This window comes from Bradyrhizobium sp. SEMIA (genome assembly GCF_014844175.1).
GTDB classification, from domain to species: domain Bacteria; phylum Pseudomonadota; class Alphaproteobacteria; order Rhizobiales; family Xanthobacteraceae; genus Bradyrhizobium; species Bradyrhizobium arachidis.
In genome coordinates this window covers 4,898,634-4,924,557 of record NZ_CP046601.1, presented here as the reverse complement: position 1 = coordinate 4,924,557, position 25,924 = coordinate 4,898,634, and the positions used below count along the sequence as shown (strand labels likewise).

The window sequence follows — 25,924 nt, the reverse complement described above, 5'->3', positions numbered from 1 at the left end:
CGGCATCCGCGTGCCCTAGTCGTTTGCTTTCGGGCCGCCGTGATATTGATGCGCATCGTAGCCCGCATCCTCCGACATAGCCGTGTAAGCCATGGAGCCCGGATGGACCTGCGACATCCGGACAGCCGCTTCCGAAGCCATGGATGGATGGTGCACCACGTCGCGGGCGTCGGCAGCGGAGCAAAGCGCGACCAGAACGGCCGACGCGGCGAGAACGGATTTCATCATGATTTGACGTGCCTCGTGTTGAAGCCCAGCAGCAAACCAGACGTGGGTTTCGCAACGTAGGATTCCCAGTCTGAATCGGTGCTCCTGCTATAGGCGCGGCATAAACATTTCGTGCTCCCGGATTTACCTCGAAGCGGTGTGAGCCTCGAGGCTCCGGCTGTAGCGCGACATCGCGAAGCAAAATACGAAATAGATCGCGGCAACGAAGATGTAGACTTCCACGGAAAACTGCTGCCAGGCCGGATCGATGATCGCGGTTTTCGCCGTGGTCAGCAGGTCGAAGATGCCGATGATCAGGACGAGACTGGTGTCCTTGAAGAAGGCGATGAAGGTGTTGACCAACGGCGGGATGACGTGGCGGATCGCCTGCGGCAGGATGATCAGCCGGTGCTTGCGCCAATAGGACAACCCCAGCGCATCCGCCGCTTCATACTGCCCGCGCGGCACGGCCTGGAGGCCGCCGCGAATGACTTCGGCGAGGTACGCGCCCGCGAACAGGATGATCGCGATCTGCGCTCGCAAGAGCTTGTCGATGTTGAAGCCGGCAGGCATGAACAGCGGAAACATCACGCTCGCCATGAACAAGAGGCTCACCAGCGGCACGCCGCGGATCAGCTCGACATAGAGCACGCTGAGCGAGCGGATCGCCGGCAGTTTCGAACGCCGGCCGAGCGCGACCAGGATGCCGAGCGGAAAGCCGAACGCCAACCCGAACGTCGCCAGGATCAACGTCACCGGCAGGCCGCCCCAGCGGTCCTGCGAGACGAAGGAGAGCCCGAACACCCCGCCCCACATCAGCACGCTGATCAGGGCCAGTGCCCCGATCCAGAGATAGACCAGCTCGCGCCGCCAGAGGACGCGACGGGTCGAGAGATAATACAGCGCGATGAACAGCAGCACCGACAGCGCCGGCCGCCACTGCTCGTCGAACGGATAGGTGCCGAACAGGATGAAGCGGTATTTTTCGGGGATGATCGCCCAGCAGGCGCCGATGCCGCGCGCGGCACGACAGGCGCTGGAGTCATTGGCCGGCGTCAGCCAGACCGCATTCGCGATGCCCCATTGCACGAAGCTGAAGATGCCCTTGGCGAGCAGCGCCAGCAGCACGACCGTGAGAATGCCGTTCGGGATCGACGAGAACAGGTTGGTGCGCAGCCAGCGCAGCACGGGGTTACCGGCTTGCGGACGCCGGGCTGCACGTGGTGCATCGGGGATGTCGGTGATCGCGGTCATGCTCAGCGCTCCACCAGCGCGATGCGCGCATTGTACCAGTTCATGAAGAAGCTGATGGACAGGCTGATGGTCAAAAACACCGCCATGATCAGCGCGATCGCCTCGATTGCCTGCCCGGTCTGGTTCAACGTGGTGTTGGCGACCGAGACCACGTCCTGGTACCCGATCGCGACCGCGAGCGAGGAGTTCTTGGTGAGATTGAGATACTGGCTCGTCATCGGCGGCACGATGACGCGCAGCGCCTGCGGCAGGATGATCTGCCGCAGCATGAAGCTGCGGCGCAGGCCCAGCGCATTGGCGGCATCCCACTGCCCGCGCGGCACCGACTGGATGCCGCTGCGCACGATCTCGGCGATGAACGCCGAGGTGTAGGTGACGAGCGCGATCAGCAGCGCGAAATATTCAGGCGCGAGCGTGAGCCCGCCGACGAAATTGAAGCCGCGCAGCTGCGGCCATTCGATGGTCCAGGATACGCCGAGCACCAGCGAGACGGCCACAGGCAGCGCGACGATGAGGCCAATCGCAAACGGCCAGGCCGGCCGCGGCTTGCCGTCGCGCATCTGCTCCGCGATCAACCGTCGCCGGATCAGATAGAATAGGGCTAGCCCAAGCACGGCCGTGCCGAGCACCCAGAGCTGCGGCAAACCAACCGGGATGGCCGGCAGGATCAGGCCGCGATTGGACAGGAACACACCCTCGACCGGCCGCCACGCTGCGCGCGCGGCCGGCAGCGCCTGCATCAGCACGTACCAGAACAGGAGCTGGAGCAGCAGCGGAATGTCGCGCAGCGTTTCGACATAGACGGCGGCAAGCCGCGACAGCAGCCAATTCGCCGATAGCCTGGAGATGCCGATCAGCGTGCCCACGATGGTGGCGAGCACGATGCCGATCACGGCGACGCGCAGGGTGTTGGCAACGCCGACGACGAACGCCCAGAGATAGGTATCCCTAGGACTATAGGGGAGCAGGCTGTCGGCGATGGGCATGCCGGCCTCGCGGCCGAGGAAGGCAAAGCCTGTGGTGATGCGGCGCGCCGACAGATTGGTGACGGTGTTGGACCAGAGGAAGGCGATGACCGCGACCGCGATCCCGACCACCAGCACCTGCCAGAACAGGCCCTTCAGCTCGCGGGGCCCCACGCACCGAACAGGCGGCGGCGCGGCGGCGGTCTTGGCGTGTCTGATGTCACAGCACAAAAATCCTTCTCAAAAGCAACGATTTCCGGCGGCGCACGTCAACTGTTGCACCAATCCAAGATTCATGCAACAAATGTTTCATGGCCGAGCCCGCGAAATCCTCGCCGCTGAGCGAACTGCGTATCGCATTGCCATCGCTTCCCCTGCGCCTGCAGGAGGTCGGCCGCTTCGTCGCCGCCAATGATTACGACGCCACCACCCGTTCGATGCGCGATCTGGCCGCCGAAGCCGGCGCCGATCCCGCCGCGTTCACGCGGCTTGCCAAGGCGATCGGCTATTCCGGCTGGGACGAGCTCCGCGCGGCGCTGACCGAAGCGCGGCGGCCGTCACAGACCTCGCCGTTCTCCGCCAGGGCGAAGGGCCGGCGTCATGGCCCCAACGCCGATGTCGCGCTCGTCATCGACAAGCTCGCGGCCGAAGGCGCCGGCCTGCCACGCATTCCGGCGCAGCCGATTGTGGCCGCAGCCCGCGCGCTGCACGACGCCAAGCGGATCTGGATCGCCGGCTACCGCAGCTGCCGCAGCGTCGCTGAGCTCTTGAACTACGAGCTGCGGCTATTCCGCCCGGAGCAGGTACAGCTCGTCGGCGCGTCCGGACCCGACGATCTCGATCTCGGCGCCTTCCGTCCCGGCGAAGCCGTGATCGTCGTCGGCTTCCTGCCCTACACGAACGCGAGTGTGCGCGTCGCGCAAGCCGCCCATCGCGGCGGCGCAACGCTGATCGCGATCGCGGACAGCCTCTCGGCACCGATGGCCGAGGGCGCCGACCAGGTGTTGCTGTTCGAAGCGGCTTCGTCCCCCGGCTTCTTCCCGAGCCTCACCGGCGCCATCGCCATCGCGCAATCGCTCGCCGCAGTGACGTTCTCGCTCGGCGGCACCGCCGCAAAGAAGCGCCTGGAACATACCGAGGCGCGCCTCGCCGCGGCCTCCACCTACGTCTCAGAGAAAGGTTGACCCATGAGCACCCGCACCAGCCGCGTGCTGCACCGTTCGCTCCGCGAAACGCCACCCAAGGCGATCGGCGGTGAAGGCGTCTATCTCTTCGCCGAGGACGGGCGCCGCGTGATCGATGCCTCCGGCGGTGCGGCGGTCTCCTGCCTCGGCCACCAGCATCCGCGCGTGATCGCGGCGATTGCGAAGCAGGCCTCCACGCTGGCCTATGCCCACACCGCGTTCTTCTCATCCGAGCCGGCCGAGCGCTCGCGGAGACGCTGGTCGGGCACGAGCCCGGCGGTCTCGCCTACGCCTATTTCGTCAGCGGCGGATCGGAGGCGATCGAAGCCAGCATCAAGCTGGCGCGGCAATATTTCATCGAGCGCGGTGAGCCGCAGCGGCAGCATTTCATCGCGCGGCGGCAGAGCTATCACGGCAACACGCTCGGCGCGCTCGCCGCCGGCGGCAATGCCTGGCGCCGCGCACCCTATGCGCCGCTGCTCTCGGCCGCGTTCAGCCATGTGACGCCGGCCTTCGCCTATCACGAGAAGAACGACGGCGAGTCGGATGCGCAGTTCGTCGCGCGCCTTGCCGCGGAGCTGGAGGCCGAGTTCCAGCGCCTCGGCCCGAACAGTGTCGCGGCGTTCCTCGCCGAGCCCGTTGTCGGCGCCACCGCCGGCGCGGTGACGGCGCCGGACGGCTACTTCAAGGCGGTGCGCGAGATCTGTAACCGGCATGGCGCGCTGCTCATTCTCGACGAGGTCATGAGCGGCATGGGCCGCACCGGCACGACGCATGCCTGGGAGCAGGAAGGCATCTCACCTGACATCCAGGCGATTGCAAAGGGTCTCGGCGGCGGCTACCAGCCGATCGGCGCGATGCTCGCGAGCAGAGAGATCATCGATACCATCCGGTCCGGCTCCGGCGCGTTCCAGCACGGCCACACTTATCTCGCCCATCCCCTCGCCTGCGCAGCCGCGCTTGCGGTGCAGGATGTGATCCGCGAGGACCGCCTGCTCGATCGCGTGAGGGAGCGCGGCAAGCAGCTCGAGCAGCGGCTGACCGAGCGATTCGGCAATCATCGCCATGTCGGCGACATCCGCGGGCGCGGCCTGTTCTGGGCGATCGAGCTCGTCGCCGATCGGGCCAGCCGCACCTCGTTCGACCCAGCGCTCAAGCTGCACCAGAAGATCAAGGCGGAGGCCTTTGCTAACGGGCTCGGCTGCTATCCCGGCGGCGGCACCGTGGACGGCGTCCGCGGCGACCATGTGCTGCTGGCGCCGCCCTATATCGCCTCGGCGGACGAGATCGATCAGATCGTCGACAAGCTCGGCACGGCCGTCGACAACGTGTTGCGTAGTGTCAATCACTGAGGGGAGAGTAGAATGAGGAAAGTGGTTATCGCAGCGGGCGTGCTCGCGGCATCGACGGTTGTCGCATCGGCGGCGACGCTGGACACGGTGAAGAGCCGCGGCACGCTGGTGTGCGGCGTCAGCGCCGGCTTCGCTGGTTTCTCGGCACCGGACTCGCAAGGCAATTACAAGGGTCTCGACGTCGACTATTGCCGCGCGCTCGCCGCCGGCGTGCTCGGTGATCCCAGCAAGGTGCGCTACGTCTCACTGACGGCGCAAAACCGCTTCACAGCCCTGCAATCGGGCGAAATCGATGTGCTCTACCGCAACTCGACCCAGACCTATTTGCGCGGCGTGACGCTGGGCCTGCGCCAGGGTCCGATCAATTTCTACGACGGCCAGGGCTTTGTCGTGAAGAAGGACCTCGGCGTGAAGGAGCTGAAGGACCTCAAGGGTGCCACGGTCTGCGTCGCGCAGGGCACCACGCATGAGGTCACGCTCGGCGATTACGGCCGGGCCAACGGCATCGACTGGAAGCCGCTGGTGTTCGACCGCGTCGACACCATGTACCAGACCTTCTTCGGCGGCCGCTGCGATGCCATGACCCAGGATGCCTCGGCGCTCGCCGGCGCCGTGACGACCGCCGCACCGAACCCGGCCGATTACGTCGTGTTGCCGCAGACCATCAGCAAGGAGCCGCTCGGCCCCTTCACCCGCAACGGCGACGAAGTCTGGAGCGACATCATCACCTGGCTGCATTACGGCCTGATCGAAGCCGAGGAGCTCGGCGTCACGCAGGCCAATGTCGAGGAGATGACGAAGTCGCAGACGCCTGCGATCCAGCGGCTGTTGGGTGCCTCCGGCGATCTCGGCTCGCGGCTCGGGCTCGACAACAAATGGCTGGTCATCGCGATCAAGGCCACCGGCAATTACGGCGAGATCTACGAGCGCAATGTCGGCAAGGCGAGCCCGCTCAAGCTCGAGCGCGGCCTCAATGGCCTCTGGAGCAAGGGCGGCTTGATGTACGCGGTGCCGTTCAAATAAAGAGCTCTCACCCAACCCTCTCCCCGCAAGAACGGGGAGAGGGAGAAGAGATGATCATGCGCATCGCCCTGATCCACGCCCTCAAGCACTCCATCGCCCCGATCGAGGCGGCGTTCGCGCAGGCGTGGCCGGAGGCGCGGCTGATGAACCTGCTCGACGACAGCCTGTCGGCGGATCTGGCGCGCGACGGCGAGCTCAATGATGCCATGACCGAGCGTTTCCTTGCGCTCGGCGACTATGCGGCGGCGACCGGAGCAAATGCGATCCTGTTCACCTGCTCGGCCTTCGGTCCCTGCATCGAGGCGGTAGCGCGGGCGCATGCGCCGATGCCGGTGCTGAAGCCGAACGAAGCCATGATCGAGCGTGCCGTGACGATGGGCAAGCGGATCGGCCTGCTCTCGACCTTCCCGCCGACGTTGGTGTCGATGCCGCCGGAGTTTCCCGCCTCCGTCCAGATCGTGCCGAAGCTCGCCGAGGGCGCGCTGGCGGCGCTCGATCGCGGCGACCGCGCCACGCACGACCGGCTGATCGCGGAAGCCTCGCGCGACCTGCACGATTGCGACGTCATTGCGCTGGCGCAGTTCAGCATCGCGGCGACTGCGCCGCTGGTTGCGGAGGCGACCGGCCGTCCCGTGGTGACAACGCCAGACAGCGCGGTCGAGAAGCTGATGCGGCTCTTGAAGGCGAAAACCTAGGCGCCAGCCTTCTTCTGGCGCCGCGCGTCCTTGATCGCAACCGCGAGCGCGGCCTTCGTCTCGTTGACAAAATCCTCGACCAGCTCCTCGCGCGTGGCGTGCGCCGACTCGCCCGTGAACAGGCCCTGCTCGGCCAGCATCACCACGCCGTGCAGCGCGGCCCAGATCTTCAGCGCCTGCCGCTCGCGCAAATAGCCGACGGCGGGCGCTTCCAAGGCTTCGATCACGAGCCCGAACGTCTCGCGCGTCGCCGCGTGCAGCTCGCTGCCCTTGGCCGCGCATGACACGATGCGGGATGCGAACATCAACCGGTAGGTGCCGTTGCGGCGCAGGCCGAAATCGAGCGTCGCCTGCGCCAACCGCGACAGTTTCGATTGCTTCGACGGCTTCGCCATCGCCTCGCGCAGGATCGTACTGAGCTGGCGGAACGCTTCGGCCGTCGCCGCCGCAAGCAGCGCCTCGCGATCCGCGAAGTGCCGGTACGGCGCCGGCTGCGAGACGCCGAGCTGCTTTGCCAGCGCCTTGATGCTGATCGCTTCAGCCCCGCCCTGCTCCGCCTCTCGGAGCGCGGCCTTGATCAGAGCGTCGCGGAGATCGCCGTGATGGTAGGTCTTCTCGGGCTTGCGGGCGAGTTGTGAGCGCATGTTGCGGTCAAGCCTATAAGTTTGCCCTTGACAGGGGAAGCCTGTCGCGAATGTAATATCATATAACTTAGAATAAGCCGCAAATGTCGCGGACAAGATTGACACGAGGAACGCGCCGCCCTTCGGGCCCGGCGCATACGACCGAGGAAGCCGCCATGACAGAGCGACTGAGGGTTCACGTCGATCCCGACAAGTGCCAGGGCCACGCACGCTGCAAGGCGCTGGCGCCGGAGCTGTTCGAGCTCGACGAATACGGCAACGCCCATGAGGCTGGCGATGGCGTCGTGCCGCCGGGCCTCGAAGACAAGGCCTGGCTTGCCAAATCCAACTGCCCGGAAATCGCAATCGATGTGATCGAAGAGTAGCGGGGACCTCCCCCCGCGCCCCGCGTGCTTTCAGTGAACACGAGCTACAAGGGATTTTCGAGATGTCCGACGTCAGCCAGCCCGCCGCCCATCCGCCCGTGACCGACTGGGTCCATGATTTCGACCACACCGACCCGCAATGGACCGACGACCCCTTCCCGATCTGGGAAGAATTGCGCGCCGCCAGCCCCGTCGTACATACCGACCGCTTCCTCGGCTGCTACATGCCGACGACCTATGAGGCGGTACGCGCGATTGCCAACGACACCGAGCATTTCTCCTCCCGCCGCATCATCGTCCGCGACGTGCGGCCGGAGATCACCAGCAAAAACGCCGCCCCGCCGATCACGTCCGATCCGCCCGTGCACAAGCCGGCCAAGCAGCTGCTGCTGCCGCCTTTCACGCCGGACGCGATGAAAAAGCTCGAGCCGCGAGTGCGCGCGATCTGCAACGAGCTGATCGACGGCTTCATCACCGAAGGCCGGATCGACGCGGCGGAGCGCTACACCAAGCATATCCCGGTGCGTGCGATCGCACATATGCTCGGCATTCCCGAGACCGACAGCGATCTCTTCATCAACTGGATCCACATGATCCTCGAGCTCGGCATCAAGGACGAGAACGTGCTGCTCCAGGCCGTGCAAGAGATGAGCGCCTATTTCAGCGGACACATCGAGGCGCGCAAGAACAAGCCCACCGACGACCTCATCTCCTATTTGATGAATGCGAAGGACAAGGAGGGCAATCCGCTCGAGGATTCCCATGTGCTGGGCTCGCTGCGGCTGCTCCTGATCGCCGGCATCGACACCACCTGGAGCGCGATCGGCTCCTCGCTGTGGCATCTCGCCAAGACGCCTGTTGACCGCGAGCGGCTGATCGCCGAGCCCGGGCTGATCCCGACTGCGGTGGAGGAACTGCTGCGCGCTTATTCGCCGGTGACGATGGCCCGCGAGGTGGTCAAGGAGACCACGATCTCGGGCTGCCCGGTCAAGACGGGCAACATGGTGCTGCTGTCGTTCCCGGCCGCCAACCGCGACCCGAAAATGTTTCCGGACGCTGACAAAGTCGTGATCGACCGCCGCGAGAACCGCCACGCCGCCTTCGGCCTCGGCATCCACCGCTGCGTCGGTTCCAATCTTGCGCGCATGGAGATGCAGGTTGCGCTGGAGGAATGGCTGAAGCGGATTCCCGACTTCCGGCTTGATCCGGCAGGCACCGTGACCTGGTCGCAGGGCACGGTGAGAGGCCCCCGCCAGTTGCCATTTTTGCTGGGAAAGGCGATGTAGGCCTTTTCCAGGACCAACGGAGAGGCCGGACGTGACTGAGCAAGCAACCCAACCGGCCTCTGACCACTTCGACATCGCCGACGCCGAGCGGCGGATCAAGGCGATCTTCATCGGCTCGATCGGCAATCTCGTCGAGTGGTACGACTTCTACGCCTACACCGCGTTTGCGCTCTATTTCGCCCCGGCGTTCTTCCCCGGCAACGACCCCGTCGTACAGCAATTGAATGTCGCCGTGGTGTTCGCTGCGACCTTCTTGATGCGCCCCCTGGGCGGCTGGTTCTTCGGCTACCTCGCCGACCATTTCGGCCGGCGCATCTCGCTGACCCTGTCGGTCGTCTTCATGTGCTTCGGCTCGCTGATCATCGCGGTGACGCCGACCTATGCCTCGATCGGTCTTGCCGCCCCGGCCATCCTGGCGGTCGCGCGCGTGATCGAGGGCTTAAGTCTTGGCGGCGAATACGGCGCCAGCGCCACTTACCTGAGTGAAGTTGCCGATCCCAGGCACCGCGGCTTCTATTCCAGCTTCCAGTACGTCACGCTAATCGGCGGCCAGCTCACCGCGATCATCGTGCTGTTGCTCCTGCAAAAGGTGTTCCTCACGCCAGAGGAGCTCAAGGCCTGGGGCTGGCGCATCCCGTTCGCGATCGGCGCGGCGCTCGCGATCTTCGCCGCCGTGATGCGGCGCGGCCTGCACGAGACCGAGGCTTTCGAGGAAGCCAAGAAGGTGGTGAAACCAACGGGCTCGCTCGCCAATCTGCTGCGTTACCCGCGCGAGCTGTTGCTCGTGGTCGGCCTCACCGCTGGCGGCACCGCGGCGTTCTACACCTTCACCACCTATATGCAGACCTTCGTCAAGCTCTCGGTCGGGCTGACCGAGGACCAGACCACTTTCGTGATCTTCGGCACGCTGATCTTCGCGACCATCCTGCAGCCGATCTATGGCGCCATCTCGGACAAGATCGGTCGCAAGCCGCTTTTGATCTTCTTCGGCGTCGCCGGTACGCTCGCCACCGTGCCGCTGCTGATGACGTTGAAGGAGACCAAGTCGCCGTTCATGGCCTTCATCCTGATCTGCTGCGCCTGGCTGTTCGTCGCCGGCTACACCTCGATCAACGCGGTGGTGAAGGCCGAGCTGTTCCCGACCAATGTCCGCGCGCTCGGCGTCGGCCTGCCCTATGCCATCACGGTGTCGATCTTCGGCGGCACGGCTCCTGCGATCGCGCTCTATTTCAAGAGCATCGGACACGAGGACTGGTTCTATTACTATCTCGCCGGAATCATCTTCCTGTCGCTGATCATCTACTCCACCATGCGCGACACCAAGCACGCCTCGGCGATGCATCGCCACGAGTAGCCCATTCACGAGTAACCCATGGCCGACGAGACGCCATCCGACAGCAAGCTGACGCGCACCAAGGAGAAATGGGCGCGCGAGGGCCGCTTCCTCACCGGCAAGGTCACGCGGCCGGAGGACCAGCGTCTGCCGCCGGGCCAGCATCTGACACAAGACTGGCCGGTGCTCGATCTCGGCGTCGTGCCGCCGGTGTCGCGCGAGCGCTGGCGGCTCGACGTCTATGGTGCGGTCGACAATCCCGTGTTCTGGACCTTCGCCGAATTCGCCGCGCAGAAGCAGGCGCAATTCACCTCCGACATCCACTGCGTAACCACCTGGTCGCGCTACGACAACCTTTGGGACGGCTTCGCGACGCGCGAGCTGCTCACGGCCTGCCAACCGCGCGAAGATGCACGCTTCGTGGTGCTGCATTCCTATGATGGCTACACCACCAACCTTGCGCTGGAAGATTTTGCCGCCGAGGACGCGCTGCTCGCCCATAGCTGGTCAGGCCAGCCGCTGTCTGACGAGCATGGCGGCCCGGTGCGGCTGGTCGTGCCGCATCTGTACTTCTGGAAGAGTGCAAAGTGGCTTCAGGCCATCGAGTTCCTCACCGAGGACGCGCCGGGTTTCTGGGAAGTCCGCGGCTATCATAACCGCGGCGATCCCTGGGCCGAGCAGCGCTATTCAGACGATTAGACTTCGAACAAGAGCGGGGGAGAATCATGGCAACGGAGCGCTTCCAATTCACCGGCGAGGGTGGCCATCAGCTCGCGGCCGCACTGGAGTTGCCTGACGGCGAGCCCACGGCTTACGCGCTGTTCGCGCACTGTTTCACCTGCGGCAAGGACACGCTGGCGGCCAAGCGCATCTCGGTTGCGCTCGCCGCAAGGGGCATCGCCGTGCTCCGCCTCGACTTCACCGGGCTCGGCTCCAGCGAAGGCGATTTTGCCAATTCGACCTTCTCCTCCAACGTCGCCGATCTCGTGCGCGCCGCCGATCATCTGCGCAGCGTCCGCAAGGCGCCATCGATCCTGATCGGCCACAGCCTCGGCGGCGCCGCGATCCTCGCGGCCGCCGGGAAGATCCCCGAAGCCAGGGCGGTCGCGACCATCGCGGCGCCGTCCGATCCAGCGCATGTCACGGGGCTGTTCAAAGACCATCTCGACAACATCCGCGCGCAGGGCGAGGTCGAGGTGTCGCTCGCAGGGCGCCCGTTCAGGATCAAGCGCGAATTCCTCGACGATATCGTCGAGCACGAGCTGATGAAGGACGTCACCGGCCTGCACAAGGCGCTGTTGGTGTTGCATTCGCCTGTCGACGACACCGTCGGCATCGACAACGCCACGAAGATTTTTCTTGCGGCAAAGCACCCCAAGAGCTTCGTCTCGCTGGATCACGCCGATCATCTGCTGACCAAGCCGGCCGACGCGCTCTATGCAGCCGACGTGATCACGGCCTGGGCGAGCCGTTACATCGACACGGCGACACCTGCAAAGGCGATGGACCTCCCCGAGGAGCCGCGCAGGGTTGTGGTTCAGGAGACCCGCGAGAGCAAGTTCAACCAGATCATCACCGTGGGGCCGCATCATCTGATCGCGGACGAACCGAAGGCTGCCGGCGGCGAGGATGCTGGCCCCGGCCCGTACGATTTCCTGCTCGCCGGTCTAGGTGCCTGTACCTCCATGACCATGCGCCTCTATGCCGATCGCAAGTCGCTGCCGCTCGATCGCGTCACGGTGACGCTGAAGCATTCGAAGATCTACGCCAAGGACTGCGCGGAGTGCGAGACGCGCGACGGCATGCTCGACCAGATCGAGCGCGACATCGCAATGGACGGCGCGCTCGATGCCGAGCAGCGCAAGAAGCTGATGGAAATCGCCGACAAGTGCCCGGTGCACCGGACGCTGACCTCGGAGATTCGCATCGTGACGAAGGCCGTGGAGTGACTTGGCGCGCTAGAAGCACGACGCCATCGTCCGCAGCGCCGCGCTGATCTCGCTCTCGCGCCAGGCTGCGAAGCCGAGCAGCAAGCCGTGATCGCGCGGCCGGCCGAGCGCAAGACTCGATAGAGCGCGCGTCTCAACGCCTGCGGCGACCAGCCGCTTCACGGCCGCCTGATCGGCCCGGCCGCGCTTGAGGCGCGCGACGAGCTGGATGCCTCCGGAGGGCACCTCGACCGAAAGCGCCTCGCCGAGATGACGCTCCAGTCCCGCGGCGAGATGATCGCGGCGGGCGTGATAGAGCCGGCGCATCCGGCGCAGATGCGCGAGGAAGTGCCCGTCGGCAATGAACTCGGCCAGCGCCTCCTGGATGTGGCTGGACGCGATCAGTCCGATGTGCCGCTGCGCGATCTCGAGGGTGCTGACCAGCGCCGGCGGGACGACGAGATAGCCGAGCCGGATATCGGCCGTCATCGCCTTGGCGAAGGTGCCGACATAGAAGACACGGCCATGGGCATCGAGCCCTTGCAGGGCCGGCACGGGGCGGCTGTCGTAGTGGAATTCGCCGTCGTAATCGTCCTCGACGATCCAGGTCTTGCCGGGCTTGCTTGACCTGAGAAATTCGGTGCGGCGCGCCAGCGACATCAGCCGTCCCGTCGGATGCTGGTGCGATGGCGTCATGAAGATGAGCCTCGGGGCCGGCAATCCCGGCATCCGCTGCATGCCCTGCTCGTCCAGCCTGACGCCGGTCACGCGCGCGCCGGAGGCACGGAAGGCCGCCGCCGCGCCGGGATAGCCGGGATCCTCGACCCAGACCTCGTCACTGGGCGAGATCAGCGCAGCCGCGATCAAGGTCAGCGCGGCCTGCGCGCTCGGCAGGATCAGGATCTGGTCCACCGTGGCGCGAACGCCCCTGCTCGTCGCGAGATAATGCGCGAGCGATTCGCGCAGGCGCGGCCGGTTGATCGGTCCGAGCTCGCGTCTGGCCGCACGCACGGCACTGCGGCGCAGGCAGCGCGCCCAGACCTCGTTCGGAAACTCCCTGGAATCGCCGTGCCCCGGACGCAACGGTTTCAGCGGCGCCTGATAGGACATCGGCCAGTCGGTCTGCTTGAGCTTTGCTGCCCACGGCGAGAGCCGCGGCTTGCCGGTGCGCGCACCCGCGGCGCTCGCCCCTTTGCCGGGCTCGCCGCCATCGACCGTTACGACCGGACGGCGACCATGCGATGCCTCGAGATATCCCTCAGCGGCGAGCTGCTCGAACGCATAGGTGACGGTGTTACGCGACACGCCGAGATCGGTTGCGAGCCGGCGGCTCGACGGCAGCACACTGCCTTTGCCGAGACGGCCGCTCGCGATCAGGCGGCGGAGCTGGCTGGTGAGCTGTGCCATCAGCCCCTGCTCGTCGGCCCGGTTCAGGGCGATCATGGCGGAGATCACACCACCCAAGACTGGCACTTTGTTATTCTCCAATCTGGCCCTTTTTCAGGTGCCAGCGACGATGCTATCCGGCGCACTGGACTGCTTCAAGGACCTACGAGATGAACTCCCTGTCACCCCGCGCGGCCATCGGCCTGTTCCTGATCGTCGTCGTGGCCTGGGGCGTGAACTGGTCGGTGACGAAGCAGCTCGTCCAGTTCTTTCCACCGCTCTGGACGTCAGCGATCCGGAGCTGGATCGCGCTGGGCGGATTGTTCGTGATCCTCGGACTGAGCAACAATCTGGTCATCCCCGAGCGGCGCGACATCCCGGTGGTCCTGAGCGTGGCGCTGCTGCACATGACGGTGTTCTCGGTCCTGGTTGCGGCCGGTGTGCGCTTCCTGCCCGCGGGCAAGGCCATCGTGCTCGGTTACACCACGCCGCTCTGGGTCGCGATCGCCGCGCCCATGCTGGGGAAGGACACGCTGACCGCGCCAAAGCTCGCCGGCGCACTGCTCGGGCTGATCGGTCTTGCCGTGATCCTGAACCCGACATCGATCGACTGGACCAATGCCAACGTCCTCATCGGCGCCGGGATGGTCATCCTCGCCGCGATGTCCTGGGCGGCGAACATCATCTATATCCGCGCGCATCGCTGGATCGCATCGCCGCTCCAGCTTCTGATCTGGCAGGTGCTCGTCGCGACGATCGTGCTGACGGGGTCAGCGCTGGTCACAGATGGCCTGCCACACGCGGAATGGTCGTGGAAGCTCGTGCTGCTGTTCCTGTATTCCGGCCTGATCGGAACGGCGCTGGCCTATTGGGCGATGTCGATGGTCAACAAGAGCATCTCGGCGCTGACGACTTCGCTCGGCACCACCGGGACACCGCTCGTCGGCATCGCCGCCGCCGCGATCCTGCTGGGTGAGCCGATCGACATCAGCCTTGCCGTTGCGGCCGGACTGATCGTCACCGGCATTGGTCTTGCGACACTGGGCGACCGGCTGCTGCGCGGTCAGGCCACCGCGAGCGGCTGAACGCGCAACACGCCGCGCAGACCTGCCGTGGTGCCGAGCAGGATGCCGGCGACGGCAATGAACGAGCCCAGTGCGAGCGTCGATAGGCCCGTAAGCCCCTGCCCGATCGAACAGCCGAACGCCATCACGCCGCCGATGCCCATCAGCGCAGCGCCACCACCTGAGCGCAGCATGTGGCGCGGCGAGGAATAGCCTTCGAGATGGAACCGGCCGGTGGCGAGCGCGGTGACTAGGCTACCGCTGAAGACGCCGGCGACCGTCGCGATGCCGAAGTTGAGCGTCAGGCCGGTCGAGAGCATCGCGTATTGCAGGCTGTCGGCGATCGGCGCGATGAAGGTCAGCGACGTCACCGGAACAGGGTTGAAGTCGTCGGCACCGAGATGGCCGGTGACGTACCAGCCGCCGGCGACGAGGAGACCGACGATGATGCCCGCTGCGATCTGGCCCGGCGAGCGCCGGAACGGCGGATGAGCCAAGGCGAACAGGACCAGGGCAAGAACGATCGTGGCACCGGCTAGCGCGCGCGCAACCACCTCCGTGAGTCCGAGCGTCGTCAGCAGTGACGGCAGCGAGTTCGCGCTGACGGTCGTCTGCGAAGACTGCACCATCGCGATGCGCGCAGGTGCGATCAAGCCCTTCAGCGTCATCTGCGCGGCGATGCCGAGCACGATCACGACGACGAAGGAGCGGAGATTGCCGCGGCCGAGCAACACCAGCGCACGCGAGCCGCAGCCGTTCGACAGCACCATGCCATAGCCAAACAGCAGGCCGCCAAGGAATAGCACCGGCACCGAGAAGGTTGGTTGCAGGTAGATCGACTTGCCGAGATCGACCGTGCCGTTGCCGGCCAGGAACTGGCTCGCGGCGATCGCGACCGCGATTGCCAATGCATAAGAGCGCACCAGCCGCCCGTCTCCCTTCGTCAGCCAGTCGCGCATGCTGCTCATCAGGCAGAAGCCGCTGAGCAGCCCGACGCTGCCGTAGATGAGGCCGATGACCAGGCCGGCGAGAATGACGGGTTGGGTGGATTCCATCGCTACGGCTTCAGGATCACACGGTCGCGCGACGAGCCGGCGACGGCAGTGTACGCCTCCCTCGCGCGCTCCAGCGGATAGATCGCATTCGCCTTGATCGGGAATGGCTTGAGGTGACTGCTCGCAAAGCCCGGACCGAGATCGCGCAGCACCGCGCCGGTCGCCGCCGAGGACAGGCCGAGCGTATCGATGCCGACATAAGTGTGCTGGCCTCGGTAGAATTCGAGGATGTTGAACTGCACGATGCGATCGATCGCGGCGATCAGGATCTGGCGGCCCCGAAGAGCAAGCGACTTGTGCGCGGCCTGGAAATAGGGATCGCCGACGGTGTTGAAGACGATGTCGGCCCCCTTGCCGCCGGTCAGTTCGCGCACGCGCGTGGCGACGTCCGTTGCGGAGGCGTCGATCACCTCGATGGGCGCGTTGGTGTGGCCTTCATAAGCTTCCGCCTTGCGCACCACGCCGATGACGCGCGCGCCCTGCCAGGTCGCGATCTGCACCGCGGCCTGACCGACCTTGCCGTTCACGCCGAACACCAGCACCGTTTCGCCGCTCTTCGGAATGCCGGCACGGCGAAAGCCTTCCATCGCGGTGACGAAGGGCACGCCGATGCCGGCGGCCTCCTCCCAGGACACCGTCTTCGGCTTCTCCACGACCGCATCGGCCTCGACGACGAGATGGCTGGCGTGGGTGCCGTCGCGGCGAATGCCGAGATCGCCGGAGGAGCCGAACACTTCCCGGCCAATCGTGCTGGCCGGCCCGTCGACCACCACGCCGGCGTAGTCGCGGCCGGGCGTGCGCGGGAACACGGCATAGGGCATCAGCCCTGTCGCAGCCTTGACGTCGGACGGATTGACGGCGGCAGCCTTCACCTCGATCAGGAGATCGTTCGGCCCGCGCGCCAGCGTATGGTGCTCGACCACCGGCGCAAGCGCGGCGGCATTTTCGGCCTTGGCATTGAGGCGCACGCAACGCGCTTCGATGGACTTGGTATCGGCTGACGACATGGAAAGACCCGCGATTTCTCGCGGGCCTTGTCGCCTCTGGGGCCGGTCAAGTCAATCCGTCAAGTCAGTCCTTGGGCCGCTTGTCGTAGAGCCGTTTGGCCTTGCCGAGCGAGCGCTCCAGCGTGGCCGGCGCGACCACCTGCACCCTGGAGCTGATGCCGATCGTGTTCTTGATATGGGTCGAGACCCGGTCGGCATGGTCGACGAGGCCGCGGCCGTCCCAGCTCTCGGGCCGCGCCTCGGCGATGATGGTCAGCTCGTCCATGCGGCCCTCGCGGGTCAGCTCCAGGATGAAGTGGCCGCCGCACCAGTCCGTCGCAAGCAGGACTTCCTCGATCTGGGTCGGGAACAGATTGACGCCGCGCAGGATGATCATGTCGTCGGAGCGGCCCGTCACCTTCTCCATGCGCCGCATGCCCGGCCGCGCCGTGCCTGGCAGCAGCCGCGTCAGATCGCGGGTGCGATAGCGGATCACCGGAAAGGCTTCCTTGGTGAGCGAGGTGAATACCAGCTCACCCCTCTCGCCATCGGGCAGCACCGCACCGGTCTCGGGATCGATCACCTCCGGATAGAAATGATCTTCCCAGATGTGCAGGCCGTCCTTGGTCTCGATGCATTCCTGCGCGACGCCGGGGCCGATCACCTCCGACAGGCCATAGATGTCGGTCGCGTCCATATCGAAGGCGTCCTCGATCTCGCCGCGCATCGCATTGGTCCAGGGCTCGGCGCCGAAGATGCCGACCTTGAGCGAGCACTGGCGCGGATCGAGCTTCTGCCGTTTGAACTCGTCGAGGATCGCCAGCATGTAGCTCGGCGTCACCGTGATGATGTCGGGCCGGAAGTCGTTGATGAGCTGCACCTGCCGCTCGGTCATGCCGCCGGAGATCGGCACCACCGTGCAGCCGAGCTTCTCCGCGCCGTAGTGCACGCCAAGTCCGCCGGTGAAGAGACCGTAGCCATAAGCATTATGGATGATCATGCCGGTGCGGCCGCCGGCGGCGCGGATCGAGCGCGCCATCACCTCCGACCAGGTGTCGATGTCGCGCTGGGTGTAGCCGACAACGATCGGCTTGCCCGTCGTGCCGGAGGAGGCATGCACGCGCACCAGTTTTTCGCGCGGCACGGCGAACATGTTGAAGGGATAGTTGTCGCGGAGATCCGTCTTCACCGTGAACGGGAATTTCGCGAGATCGGAGAGCTCGCGAAAGTCGGACGGATGCACGCCAGCCTTGTCGAACGCCTTGCGATAATGCGCGACGTTGTCGTAGGCGTGCTTCAGCGACCAGGCCAGGCGCTGCTTCTGCAACGCCACGATCTCGTCGCGTGAGGCGCGCTCATGCGCGTCCATCTCGGCACTATAGGAATTGCCGCCTTCCTTGAGCCTCGTCAGAGCCATCCTCGTTTCCCCACATCATTGATTTGTTCTTTTTATTGGTCTTATTGATCTTGTGTCGGCAGCCACGTCCCGGGAATGACACGCGAATGCCCACGGAATTCCGCGATGACGGTGTCGCCGGCGGTGACGCGCACATCGTAGATGCCGGAGCGGCCGCCGCGGGTGACCTCGCGCGCTTTCGCGACGAGGCGGTCGCCGAGCTTGCCGGGCTTGATGAAGGTGATCTGCCCCTGCGCCGCCACCACGCGCTCGTTGTGCGAGTTGCAGGCAAAGGCGAAGGCGGAATCGGCGAGCGTGAAGATGAAGCCGCCATGGGCGATGCGCTGGCCGTTGACCATGTCGGGCCGCACCGTCATCGCGAGCGTCGCAAAGCCCGGGCCGATCTCGACGATCTCCATGCCGAGCCCCTTGGACGCATCGTCCTCCGCCCACATCGCATCGGCGCAGGCGCGCGCAATATCCTGAGGTGACAGGGCGGCTTTGACGTTCACGCGCTTCTCCCGGCCAATCGTTTGCTCGTGATGTTCTGCTGCCTGGTCAAAACTGTCAAACGTGGTCGTAGTCGACCACAACCCGCTCGGAGGATGGCTTGGCCTGGCAGGTGAGGACAAAGCCGGCTTTCAGCTCCCAGGGTTCCAGCGAATAGTTGAGGTCCATCGGCGCCTCGCCCTCGACCAGCTTTGCGCGGCAGGTCGAGCACATGCCGCCCTTGCAGGCGAAGGGCAGATCGACACCGGCGCGCAGCGCGGCATCGAGGATGGCTTCGTCCTCCGCGACCGGCACGTCGCGGCGCTTGCCGTCGATGATTAGGGAGGCGATCGCCTTCGGCGGCGCGTCGGGTGCAACTTCCTTCTTCGGCCGTGGCTTGCCGCCGAACTCGGAGACGAAACGTTCGACATGGATGCGTTCGTCGGCGATGCCGAGGCCGCGGCAGGTTGCCTCGATCTCTTCGCTCATACCGGATGGACCGCAGATGAAGACGTGGTCGACGCTTGAAGCCGGCACCAGCGAACGCAGCAGCACCCTCACCTTCTCGCCATCGAGCCGGCCATGCAGGATCGGGATGTCCTGCTCCTCGCCGGAGATGACATGGAAGATCGAAAGGCGGTCGATGAAGCGGTCCTTCAGCTCCTCCAGCGCCTCGAGGAACATGATGTTGTCGGTCGCGCGGTTGCCGTAGAACAGGAAGAAGCGGCTGCCCGGCTCGCGCACGAGGATGCCCTTGACGATCGACAGGATCGGCGTGATGCCGGAGCCCGCGGCGAAGCCGACATGGATGCGCCCGGCTTCGGCAGGCGGGACCACGCCAAAGCGGCCCGTCGGCGTCATCACGTCGAGCTCGTCGCCGCATTTCAGCTCATCCGCGACCCAGCTCGAAAACGCGCCGCCGTCGACCTTCTTCACGGCAATGCGGATCTCGCCGTCATCAGGGCCGGAGCAGATCGAATAGGAGCGGCGGACCTCTTCGCCGTCCAGCATGGTGCGGAGCGTGAGGTACTGGCCGGGCGTGAAGGCGTAATCACCGGCGAGTTCGCCGGGGATGGTGAAGGTCATCGAGACGGCGTCCGACGCTTCGCGGCGGAGGTCGTTGACGGCCAGGCGATGGAAGCGTGGTGCGGCTGCTGACATGGTCAATGACACTTGAAGTAATCGAAGGGTTCGCGGCAGGCCTTGCAGCGCCACAGCGCCTTGCAGGAGGTCGAGCCGAATTCGGACAGTAATTCCGTCTTGTCAGAGCCGCATTGCGGGCACGCGACGGCCTCCTCGCCGAACAGCGCCCGGCGTGAACTTGAAGCTTGCGGCGGCGCGATGCCGTAAGCACGCAGCTTGCAGCGCCCTTCTTCGCTCATCCAGTCGGTGGTCCAGGCCGGCGACAGCACCGTGCGCACCTTCGGACGCTGAAAACCAGCGCGCTCCAGTGCAACCTCGATTTCGAGCGCGATCATATTCATGGCCGGGCAGCCCGAATAGGTCGGCGTGATCGCGACCTCGACATGATCGCCGTCGAGAACGACATCGCGGAGCACGCCGAGGTCGGCAATGGTCAGCACCGGAATCTCGGGATCGACCACGCTCGCCGCGGCATCCCAGGCGCGCCGGCGCAACTCGCTATCGCGCTCCAGCACCGTCACCATGTCTGCCCCGGAAAAGTGCGCTGCATCGATTGCAGTTCGGACAGGAGATGGCCGAGATGCTCGCTGTGGCGGCCGGCGCGGCCGCCCTGCTGCATCCAGTCGTTCTGCGGCAACTGGAGCGTTGCTTCACTGGCGACACCCGAGAGCGTCGTCAGCCAACGGCCGCGCAAGGTGCCGGGATCGATGGCGATACCGGCATGAATCAGCGCGCGCTCGCCATCATCGACGGCAAACATCTCGCCGGTGAAGGCCCAGAGGTGATCGATCGCGGCCTGAGCGCGCTTGTGGCTTTCATCCGTGCCATCACCAAGCCGGATGATCCATTCCGAAGCGTGACGCAGGTGATAGGCGCTCTCCTTCTCCGACTTGGCAGCAATCGCTGCGAGCGTCGTATCGCGCGAAGTCATCATCGCGCGCCAATAGAGGTCGGCGAAGGCGGAATAAAAGAACTGCCGCACCAGGGTCTGGGCGAAGTCGCCATTGGGCTGCTCGACCAGCAGCAGGTTGCGGTACTGCCGGACGTCGCGCAAATACGCGAGCTTATCCTCGTCGTTGTCGTTGCCTTCAGCCTTGGCCGCGTAGGTGTAGAGTTCGCGGGCCTGGCCGATCAGGTCGAGCGCGATGTTGGAGAGTGCCATGTCCTCTTCCAGCATCGGCGCGTGACCGCACCATTCCGACAGCCGGTGGCCGAGGATCAGCGCATCATCGGCCCGGCGTAGCGCGTACAGCACCAGCGGCGTTTCCGAGACCTGGATGTTGGCGGTCGCCATCACATGTGCCCCACTTCCTCGGGCACCTCGTAAAACGTCGGATGCCGGTAGATCTTGGATTCCGCCGGCTCGAACATCATACCCTTCTCGGCGGGATCGCTCGCGGTGATCGCGGTCGAGGGCACGACCCAGATCGAGAGGCCTTCGCCGCGACGGGTGTAGATGTCGCGGGCGGCCTGCAACGCCATGGTCGCATCGCTCGCATGCAGCGAGCCGACATGCTTGTGCGCGAGCCCGTTGCGGCTGCGAATGAAGACTTCCCACAGCGGCGTGTTCGGCGTGGCCATATTGATCTCCTTATTCCGCGGCTTGCGCGGTCTGACGCTGCGCGCGCTTGGCCGCATAAGCGGCCGCCGCCTCGCGCACCCAGGCGCCCTCGTCGTGCGCCTTGCGGCGCGCGGCCATGCGATCGCGGTTGCAGGGGCCGTTGCCGGCGAGCACCTGCTTGAACTCGGTCCAGTCGATTTCGCTGTAGCGCCAGTGGCCGTCGGCGTCCTGAATCATGCCGGGATCGGGAATGGTGAGGCCGAGATATTGCGCCTGCGGCACGGTTGCATCGACGAATTTCTGGCGCAGCTCGTCATTGGAGAAGCGCTTGATCTTCCACTTGGTCGAGGTGTCGCTGTGCTGGCTGGTCGCATCAGGCGGACCGAACATCATCAGCACCGGCCACCACCAGCGGTTCAGCGCGTCCTGCGCCATCGCCTTCTGCTCGTCCGAGCCGCGGCACAGCGTCAGCATGATCTCGTAGCCCTGGCGCTGGTGGAACGACTCCTCCTTGCAGACGCGGATCATCGCGCGCGCATAGGGGCCATAGGAGCAGCGGCACAGCGGGATCTGGTTCATGATCGCGGCGCCATCGACCAGCCAGCCGATCGTGCCGATGTCGGCCCAGGTCAGCGTTGGATAGTTGAAGATCGAGGAGTACTTGGCCTTGCCGGCGAGCATCGCATCGACCAGCTCCTCGCGCGAGGTGCCGAGCGTCTCGGCGGCGGCGTAGAGATACAGCCCATGGCCGCACTCGTCCTGCACCTTGGCGAGCAGCGCGGCCTTGCGGCGCAAGGTCGGCGCGCGCGTGATCCAGTTGCCCTCGGGCAGCATGCCGACGATTTCGGAATGGGCGTGCTGGGAGATCTGGCGGGTCAGCGTCTTGCGATAGGCCGCCGGCATCCAGTCGTTCGGCTCGATGCGCTCCTCGGCATCGATGCGGGCCTGGAACTGCGCAGCTCGGCCTGCGTCCTCAAGACCGCGATCGTCAGTCTCGGCCGTGTTCAGCGCCTGGGTGTACATGCGCGTCCTCCCGTTTTATTGGGAGGCAATATATAACAGAAATTACGTCATGCAAGATATTTCTGTAACATAAAGATCAGACGCCGAACCTCCTTTCCAGGAGCTTTCGGGCGGGTGGCAGCGGCCCCTTTTCGTTGGTTCCATGGCCATCAAGCCATTGTTCGGACGGGGCAAGCAGCGCGCGATAGATCTCGCCGCAGAGCGCGCGAGCCGCCCTGCCCGGCCAGTCCCCCGGCAGCAGGCTCTCGGGCAGCAGCGGATCGCGCAGCACGACACGGCGGTAATAGTGGATCAAGAGGATGCGCGCGGTGAAGGCGTCGGCGTCAGAAAGATCCGTACCGCGCGCGATCGCGGCGCGGAGCGGCTCAAAGGTCTTCATGAATTTCAGATAGGCGTCCGCGGTGCGCTCCAGCGGCCAGCTCGCGCTGAGCAGTCGGCGGCCATTGTCGTCCTCCGCGGAGACTTCGAGACGGATCGCACCCGCGGCCTCCTCCGGCACCGGCACGCCTGACGGCGCGACCCAGACACCGGGAAGCGGACTGCCAAAGCCGGCGTTGCGCAGCGCTTCGCGCGAGGCGTCGCGGTCTTCGCCATTGCCGATCAGCAGCAGCTCGAAGCGCCCGGTCCAGTCCGACGGCGGCGGATCGTAGATGTGGCGCGTCGCGGCTTCAAACGTCTGGCGGCCCTTGTCGGCGAGGCGATAGAAACTGTTGCGGCCGACCTTTTCGCGCGTCAGCCAGCCATCGGCGGCAAGCCGCGACATCGCGGTGCGCACCACGCCGCTGTCGATGTCGAGGCCTTCGAAGAACTCCAAGAGCGTGCCGAGCCACACCGAACCGCCGCGCGGCACGATGGCGTCGCCGAACACGGTGATGACGATGGAGCCGGTGCGCGACGGCTCGCGCTTGAGCTGGTCGATGATGCGTGAGAGCGGATGCGCCATGCGCGAGGCATAGCGCGTTTGGTGCAGGCGCGACAATGGACGGGAGCGACGCTTACTCTCCCTCTCCCCGTTCTTACGGGGAGAGGGTTGGGGTGAGGGGCCTCTCTCCGCGAATGAGATGGACGTGAGACCTGTACCCCCTCACCCGGATCGCAAGAGCGATCCGACCTCTCCCCGCAAGCGGGGCGAGGCGAAGAAGCGCACTACCTGTGCGGGTCGGGATAGGCCAGGCTACGCCAGCCGCTGCGATCGAACGGGCGCCACTGGCCCTCCTTCTGCGCGAGCCGGTCGGCGACGGCATAGACGGCGGCGGGATGATGGCCCATGCCGCAATGGCTGCTTTCGACCTCGATGCTCTCGGTCTGCGCACCTGACTTCTCCATGCAGCCCTGCCAGGCGCAAACGCCATCGGTGCGGCTGAAGATGGCGGTGGTCGGCACCGGCGGCGGCACCGCGAGTTCGCCGCCGAACTGCGGATCGACCTCGTCGGCGCGGCGGCCGCTCGCCCATTCATAGACGCGCCACGCATTGGTCGACCTGGGATCGCCCGCGAAGGGGCTGCCGAGCGTGATCACCTGGCGCACGCGCTCGGGCATCATCTTGGCGAGCTGGCGCGCATAGAGGCCACCGAGGCTCCAGCCAACCAGGCTGATCTTGCGGCCGTGCTTGTCGCTGAGCTCCTCGACCAGATCGACCATCGCATGCTGCACGCCCGGGCGCAGGCCGTAATTGCGGCCCTGGCGCCAGCCGCTCACCGCATAGCCCTTGCTGGTCAGGAACGTGCGCAGCGCGCGCGTGGACTCATCAGAAGCGACGAGGCCCGGCAGCACCAGCACCGGATGCCCGTCGCCGCGCGGCGCGAGGCTCAAGAGCGGCAGTGCGCCGAGGAATGCGCCGAACTCGTGGATCGCGCGCCCTTCCAAGAACATCAGAGTACGGGATGGCGGACGCAGCGTCTGGGCAGTAGCGGTCATCAATGGATCCCCTGGAGAAGGCGCCGGTCGCGATGCCGGCAATGGGCATGAATTCCAATACGCCGGCTTCTTGAACGTTCCGCAGCGCAACATGAATCAGCTAGGCGGCCGGTTCCCGACATTCAAGCGGGAGAGACGCAAGGCGACAATAGGCCCGCGCGTTAATGCTAACGGCCGTGACGCAAAAGTCACAACAATCGAAGCAGGAATTCTACGGAGTAGAGCGCAAGGCCGGCGAGCCCACCGATCAGCGAGCCGTTGAAGCGGATGTATTGCAGGTCGCGGCCGATGTTGATTTCGATCAGCGAAATCAGCTGCGTCATATTCCACGCCTTGACCTGGTCGGAGATGAAGGTCGAGACGCCGCTCTTCTGGTCGGCGACGAAGCTGCGCAGCACCGTCACCAGGCCCTGGTTGATCTCGCCGCGCAGCTCGGCATCGGCGGCGAGCGCATCGCCTGCCGAAACGAACATGCCGGCGAGATGATGCTGGAGCACCTGCGTCTCGCCGCTCGCGCTGCGCTCGATGAAGGAGCGCATGTTGGCCCAGACGGTACGGGCAAGCTCGGCAAGCTCGGGGCGCGCGAGCAGATCACGCTTCAAGCCGTCGATGCGGCCGATATAGGCCTGATCGGTGCCGAGGCGATCGACGAAGCTCAGCACCATGCGATCGAACTCGCCGCGGAACGGATGCTTGGGATCGCTGCGCACCTCGTTGAAGAACGCGGTGGCGGACGACACGATCTTGTTCACCAGAAACTTGTCGGCACGATAGAGCTTGAGCAGGGTCGGCAATTCCGCGCGCACCTTGTCGCGGATCATCGCCATCGTCTCTTTCTGGTTCATCGTCTCGTGCATCACCCGCAGGAGATCGTCGAACAGGATCTGGTGCCGCCCCTCCGCGACGAAGCCGCGCAGCGTGCCGGCCGCGAGCGGCGCGAGGTCGATGGCCTGGAGCTGCGAGGACATGCGGCGGACGATGAAGGTCATCAGGCCCGAGCTTTCCGTCGCGGAGACGGCTTCCGGCAGCAGGCGCAGCGCGAAACGCGCGAGATCGTCGCTGCGCTTGCGGTCACGCAGCCAGTCGGCGACGAAGGAGCCGAAATCGATCTCCTTCAGCTTGGCCTCGACGGGACCGGCCTCGAGGAAATGCACCTGGATGAACTCGCCGAGCTTGTCGGCGATGCGGGCCTGGTTGCTCTGGATGATCGCGGTATGCGGGATCGGCAGGCCGAGCGGCCGCTTGAACAGCGCGACCACCGCATACCAGTCGGCGAGCCCGCCGATGGTCGCGGCTTCCGCGAAGGCGGCGATGAAGCCGAACACGGGATGCACGGGCAGAAGCCATTTTGCGAGGATGAACAGCGCCAGCGTCGAGGCCAGCACCAACGTCGCCAAGGCCTTCACGCGGCGCAGCTCGGCCGCGCGTTCGGCGTCGCCGGGGGTGTCGAAGGTGAAGGTGGCGGGTGCGTTCATGATAAATTCTAGAGTACGTCATTCCGGGGCGGTCCGCAGGACCGAACCCGGAATCTCGAGATTCCGGGTTCCGCAGGACCGAACCCGGAATCTCGAGATTCCGGGTTCGCCCTTCGGGCGCCCCGGAATGACAAGTGGTGATGACCGCGGCGCAAAAAACAAAGGCCCGCCGAAGCGGGCCTCAAATTCAGTT

Annotated in this window: 26 protein-coding genes and 1 pseudogene; 10 read left to right on the top strand and 17 right to left on the bottom strand. The window is 65.4% G+C overall.

Features of this window, described 5'->3' with window-relative positions; genetic code table 11:
• Positions 1-15 precede the first annotated feature (15 nt).
• The 3 genes from FOM02_RS24110 to FOM02_RS24100 all read right to left on the bottom strand — a co-directional run bounded on the left by FOM02_RS24110 (position 16) and on the right by FOM02_RS24100 (position 2,600).
• Positions 16-228: a hypothetical protein gene (locus FOM02_RS24110; RefSeq protein WP_027558605.1), complete on the bottom strand. Its 213-nt coding sequence runs from the start codon at positions 226-228 to the stop codon at positions 16-18.
• Between the two features lie 123 nt (positions 229-351).
• Positions 352-1,461, bottom strand: coding sequence for an amino acid ABC transporter permease (locus tag FOM02_RS24105; protein ID WP_027558604.1), 1,110 nt, complete (start codon positions 1,459-1,461; stop codon positions 352-354).
• Positions 1,462-1,463: 2 nt separating this feature from the next.
• Positions 1,464-2,600: an amino acid ABC transporter permease gene (locus FOM02_RS24100; protein ID WP_265440056.1), complete on the bottom strand. Its 1,137-nt coding sequence runs from the start codon at positions 2,598-2,600 to the stop codon at positions 1,464-1,466.
• 137 nt (positions 2,601-2,737) lie between these two features.
• Here FOM02_RS24100 and FOM02_RS24095 point away from each other — a divergent pair, with 137 nt between their 5' ends.
• From FOM02_RS24095 to FOM02_RS24080, 4 genes and pseudogenes are all read left to right on the top strand, one after another.
• Entirely contained in the window at positions 2,738-3,610 is an 873-nt protein-coding gene (locus tag FOM02_RS24095) for a MurR/RpiR family transcriptional regulator (RefSeq protein ID WP_027558602.1), read from the top strand.
• Positions 3,611-3,613: 3 nt separating this feature from the next.
• Positions 3,614-4,962: pseudogene (locus tag FOM02_RS24090) on the top strand (aspartate aminotransferase family protein).
• Positions 4,963-4,974: 12 nt separating this feature from the next.
• Complete coding sequence (locus FOM02_RS24085; RefSeq protein WP_027558600.1) at positions 4,975-5,985, top strand: amino acid ABC transporter substrate-binding protein; 1,011 nt, start codon at positions 4,975-4,977, stop codon at positions 5,983-5,985.
• Positions 5,986-6,041: 56 nt separating this feature from the next.
• Positions 6,042-6,680, top strand: coding sequence for an aspartate/glutamate racemase family protein (locus tag FOM02_RS24080; RefSeq protein WP_027558599.1), 639 nt, complete (start codon positions 6,042-6,044; stop codon positions 6,678-6,680).
• Here the strand turns inward: FOM02_RS24080 and FOM02_RS24075 are convergent.
• Positions 6,677-7,324 carry a TetR/AcrR family transcriptional regulator gene (locus FOM02_RS24075; protein WP_027558598.1) on the bottom strand — a complete coding sequence of 216 codons (648 nt, stop codon included), beginning with the start codon at positions 7,322-7,324 and terminating at the stop codon, positions 6,677-6,679. The two genes, FOM02_RS24080 and FOM02_RS24075, sit on opposite strands and share 4 nt — an antisense overlap.
• 155 nt (positions 7,325-7,479) lie before the next feature.
• Here FOM02_RS24075 and FOM02_RS24070 point away from each other — a divergent pair, with 155 nt between their 5' ends.
• The 5 genes from FOM02_RS24070 to FOM02_RS24050 all read left to right on the top strand — a co-directional run bounded on the left by FOM02_RS24070 (position 7,480) and on the right by FOM02_RS24050 (position 12,257).
• On the top strand, positions 7,480-7,689 hold the full coding sequence (locus tag FOM02_RS24070) for a ferredoxin (RefSeq protein ID WP_027558597.1): 210 nt from the start codon (positions 7,480-7,482) through the stop codon (positions 7,687-7,689).
• 62 nt (positions 7,690-7,751) lie between these two features.
• Positions 7,752-8,975, top strand: coding sequence for a cytochrome P450 (locus tag FOM02_RS24065; RefSeq protein WP_027558596.1), 1,224 nt, complete (start codon positions 7,752-7,754; stop codon positions 8,973-8,975).
• A 31-nt stretch (positions 8,976-9,006) separates the two neighbouring features.
• The gene (locus tag FOM02_RS24060; RefSeq protein ID WP_027558595.1) at positions 9,007-10,329 is read left to right on the top strand and encodes an MFS transporter; all 1,323 of its coding nucleotides are present in this window, start codon (positions 9,007-9,009) and stop codon (positions 10,327-10,329) included.
• 18 nt (positions 10,330-10,347) lie between these two features.
• Positions 10,348-11,007 carry a sulfite oxidase-like oxidoreductase gene (locus FOM02_RS24055; protein WP_027558594.1) on the top strand — a complete coding sequence of 220 codons (660 nt, stop codon included), beginning with the start codon at positions 10,348-10,350 and terminating at the stop codon, positions 11,005-11,007.
• 26 nt (positions 11,008-11,033) lie between these two features.
• Entirely contained in the window at positions 11,034-12,257 is a 1,224-nt protein-coding gene (locus tag FOM02_RS24050; RefSeq protein ID WP_027558593.1) for a bifunctional alpha/beta hydrolase/OsmC family protein, read from the top strand.
• A 9-nt stretch (positions 12,258-12,266) separates the two neighbouring features.
• On the opposite strand, the gene FOM02_RS24045 is transcribed toward FOM02_RS24050, so the two are convergent.
• Complete coding sequence (locus FOM02_RS24045) at positions 12,267-13,679, bottom strand: PLP-dependent aminotransferase family protein (protein ID WP_181411691.1); 1,413 nt, start codon at positions 13,677-13,679, stop codon at positions 12,267-12,269.
• Positions 13,680-13,792: 113 nt separating this feature from the next.
• Between FOM02_RS24045 and FOM02_RS24040 the strand changes: the two genes are divergently transcribed.
• On the top strand, positions 13,793-14,707 hold the full coding sequence (locus FOM02_RS24040) for a DMT family transporter (protein ID WP_027558591.1): 915 nt from the start codon (positions 13,793-13,795) through the stop codon (positions 14,705-14,707).
• Here FOM02_RS24040 and FOM02_RS24035 read toward each other — a convergent pair.
• From FOM02_RS24035 to FOM02_RS23980, 12 genes are all read right to left on the bottom strand, one after another.
• The gene (locus FOM02_RS24035) at positions 14,686-15,741 is read right to left on the bottom strand and encodes a YeeE/YedE family protein (protein ID WP_027558590.1); all 1,056 of its coding nucleotides are present in this window, start codon (positions 15,739-15,741) and stop codon (positions 14,686-14,688) included. The two genes, FOM02_RS24040 and FOM02_RS24035, sit on opposite strands and share 22 nt — an antisense overlap.
• Before the next feature lie 2 nt (positions 15,742-15,743).
• Positions 15,744-16,748: a quinone oxidoreductase family protein gene (locus tag FOM02_RS24030; protein ID WP_027558589.1), complete on the bottom strand. Its 1,005-nt coding sequence runs from the start codon at positions 16,746-16,748 to the stop codon at positions 15,744-15,746.
• A gap of 64 nt (positions 16,749-16,812) precedes the next feature.
• Positions 16,813-18,144: a phenylacetate--CoA ligase PaaK gene (gene paaK / locus FOM02_RS24025; RefSeq protein WP_027558588.1), complete on the bottom strand. Its 1,332-nt coding sequence runs from the start codon at positions 18,142-18,144 to the stop codon at positions 16,813-16,815.
• Positions 18,145-18,185: 41 nt separating this feature from the next.
• Entirely contained in the window at positions 18,186-18,635 is a 450-nt protein-coding gene (gene paaI, locus FOM02_RS24020) for a hydroxyphenylacetyl-CoA thioesterase PaaI (protein WP_027558587.1), read from the bottom strand.
• Positions 18,636-18,690: 55 nt separating this feature from the next.
• On the bottom strand, positions 18,691-19,773 hold the full coding sequence (gene paaE / locus FOM02_RS24015) for a 1,2-phenylacetyl-CoA epoxidase subunit PaaE (RefSeq protein ID WP_027558586.1): 1,083 nt from the start codon (positions 19,771-19,773) through the stop codon (positions 18,691-18,693).
• A 2-nt stretch (positions 19,774-19,775) separates the two neighbouring features.
• On the bottom strand, positions 19,776-20,279 hold the full coding sequence (paaD, locus tag FOM02_RS24010; RefSeq protein WP_027558585.1) for a 1,2-phenylacetyl-CoA epoxidase subunit PaaD: 504 nt from the start codon (positions 20,277-20,279) through the stop codon (positions 19,776-19,778).
• Complete coding sequence (gene paaC / locus FOM02_RS24005) at positions 20,273-21,049, bottom strand: 1,2-phenylacetyl-CoA epoxidase subunit PaaC (RefSeq protein ID WP_027558584.1); 777 nt, start codon at positions 21,047-21,049, stop codon at positions 20,273-20,275. Before paaC ends, paaD begins: the two co-directional genes overlap by 7 nt.
• Entirely contained in the window at positions 21,049-21,336 is a 288-nt protein-coding gene (gene paaB / locus FOM02_RS24000) for a 1,2-phenylacetyl-CoA epoxidase subunit PaaB (RefSeq protein ID WP_008136594.1), read from the bottom strand. Before paaB ends, paaC begins: the two co-directional genes overlap by 1 nt.
• A 10-nt stretch (positions 21,337-21,346) precedes the next feature.
• Positions 21,347-22,339 (bottom strand): 1,2-phenylacetyl-CoA epoxidase subunit PaaA, encoded by a 993-nt coding sequence (gene paaA, locus FOM02_RS23995; protein ID WP_027558583.1) that lies wholly within the window; start codon positions 22,337-22,339, stop codon positions 21,347-21,349.
• Between the two features lie 76 nt (positions 22,340-22,415).
• On the bottom strand, positions 22,416-23,282 hold the full coding sequence (gene paaX / locus FOM02_RS23990; RefSeq protein ID WP_027558582.1) for a phenylacetic acid degradation operon negative regulatory protein PaaX: 867 nt from the start codon (positions 23,280-23,282) through the stop codon (positions 22,416-22,418).
• A gap of 203 nt (positions 23,283-23,485) precedes the next feature.
• Positions 23,486-24,256, bottom strand: coding sequence for an esterase/lipase family protein (locus FOM02_RS23985; protein ID WP_027558581.1), 771 nt, complete (start codon positions 24,254-24,256; stop codon positions 23,486-23,488).
• 188 nt (positions 24,257-24,444) lie between these two features.
• Positions 24,445-25,731: a DUF445 domain-containing protein gene (locus FOM02_RS23980; RefSeq protein WP_027558580.1), complete on the bottom strand. Its 1,287-nt coding sequence runs from the start codon at positions 25,729-25,731 to the stop codon at positions 24,445-24,447.
• Positions 25,732-25,924: the final 193 nt, after the last annotated feature.

Coding starts and splice junctions, on each gene's coding strand:
- FOM02_RS24110 (WP_027558605.1), bottom strand. CDS start 228: ATGATGAAATCCGTTCTCGCCGCGTCGGCCGTTCTGGTCGCGCTTTGC.
- FOM02_RS24105 (WP_027558604.1), bottom strand. CDS start 1,461: ATGACCGCGATCACCGACATCCCCGATGCACCACGTGCAGCCCGGCGT.
- FOM02_RS24095 (WP_027558602.1), top strand. CDS start 2,738: ATGGCCGAGCCCGCGAAATCCTCGCCGCTGAGCGAACTGCGTATCGCA.
- FOM02_RS24085 (WP_027558600.1), top strand. CDS start 4,975: ATGAGGAAAGTGGTTATCGCAGCGGGCGTGCTCGCGGCATCGACGGTT.
- FOM02_RS24080 (WP_027558599.1), top strand. CDS start 6,042: ATGCGCATCGCCCTGATCCACGCCCTCAAGCACTCCATCGCCCCGATC.
- FOM02_RS24075 (WP_027558598.1), bottom strand. CDS start 7,324: ATGCGCTCACAACTCGCCCGCAAGCCCGAGAAGACCTACCATCACGGC.
- FOM02_RS24070 (WP_027558597.1), top strand. CDS start 7,480: ATGACAGAGCGACTGAGGGTTCACGTCGATCCCGACAAGTGCCAGGGC.
- FOM02_RS24065 (WP_027558596.1), top strand. CDS start 7,752: ATGTCCGACGTCAGCCAGCCCGCCGCCCATCCGCCCGTGACCGACTGG.
- FOM02_RS24055 (WP_027558594.1), top strand. CDS start 10,348: ATGGCCGACGAGACGCCATCCGACAGCAAGCTGACGCGCACCAAGGAG.
- FOM02_RS24050 (WP_027558593.1), top strand. CDS start 11,034: ATGGCAACGGAGCGCTTCCAATTCACCGGCGAGGGTGGCCATCAGCTC.
- FOM02_RS24045 (WP_181411691.1), bottom strand. CDS start 13,679: ATGATCGCCCTGAACCGGGCCGACGAGCAGGGGCTGATGGCACAGCTC.
- FOM02_RS24040 (WP_027558591.1), top strand. CDS start 13,793: ATGAACTCCCTGTCACCCCGCGCGGCCATCGGCCTGTTCCTGATCGTC.
- FOM02_RS24035 (WP_027558590.1), bottom strand. CDS start 15,741: ATGGAATCCACCCAACCCGTCATTCTCGCCGGCCTGGTCATCGGCCTC.
- FOM02_RS24030 (WP_027558589.1), bottom strand. CDS start 16,748: ATGTCGTCAGCCGATACCAAGTCCATCGAAGCGCGTTGCGTGCGCCTC.
- paaK (WP_027558588.1), bottom strand. CDS start 18,144: ATGGCTCTGACGAGGCTCAAGGAAGGCGGCAATTCCTATAGTGCCGAG.
- paaE (WP_027558586.1), bottom strand. CDS start 19,773: ATGTCAGCAGCCGCACCACGCTTCCATCGCCTGGCCGTCAACGACCTC.
- paaD (WP_027558585.1), bottom strand. CDS start 20,279: ATGGTGACGGTGCTGGAGCGCGATAGCGAGTTGCGCCGGCGCGCCTGG.
- paaC (WP_027558584.1), bottom strand. CDS start 21,049: ATGGCGACCGCCAACATCCAGGTCTCGGAAACGCCGCTGGTGCTGTAC.
- paaB (WP_008136594.1), bottom strand. CDS start 21,336: ATGGCCACGCCGAACACGCCGCTGTGGGAAGTCTTCATTCGCAGCCGC.
- paaA (WP_027558583.1), bottom strand. CDS start 22,339: ATGTACACCCAGGCGCTGAACACGGCCGAGACTGACGATCGCGGTCTT.
- paaX (WP_027558582.1), bottom strand. CDS start 23,282: ATGGCGCATCCGCTCTCACGCATCATCGACCAGCTCAAGCGCGAGCCG.
- FOM02_RS23985 (WP_027558581.1), bottom strand. CDS start 24,256: ATGACCGCTACTGCCCAGACGCTGCGTCCGCCATCCCGTACTCTGATG.
- FOM02_RS23980 (WP_027558580.1), bottom strand. CDS start 25,731: ATGAACGCACCCGCCACCTTCACCTTCGACACCCCCGGCGACGCCGAA.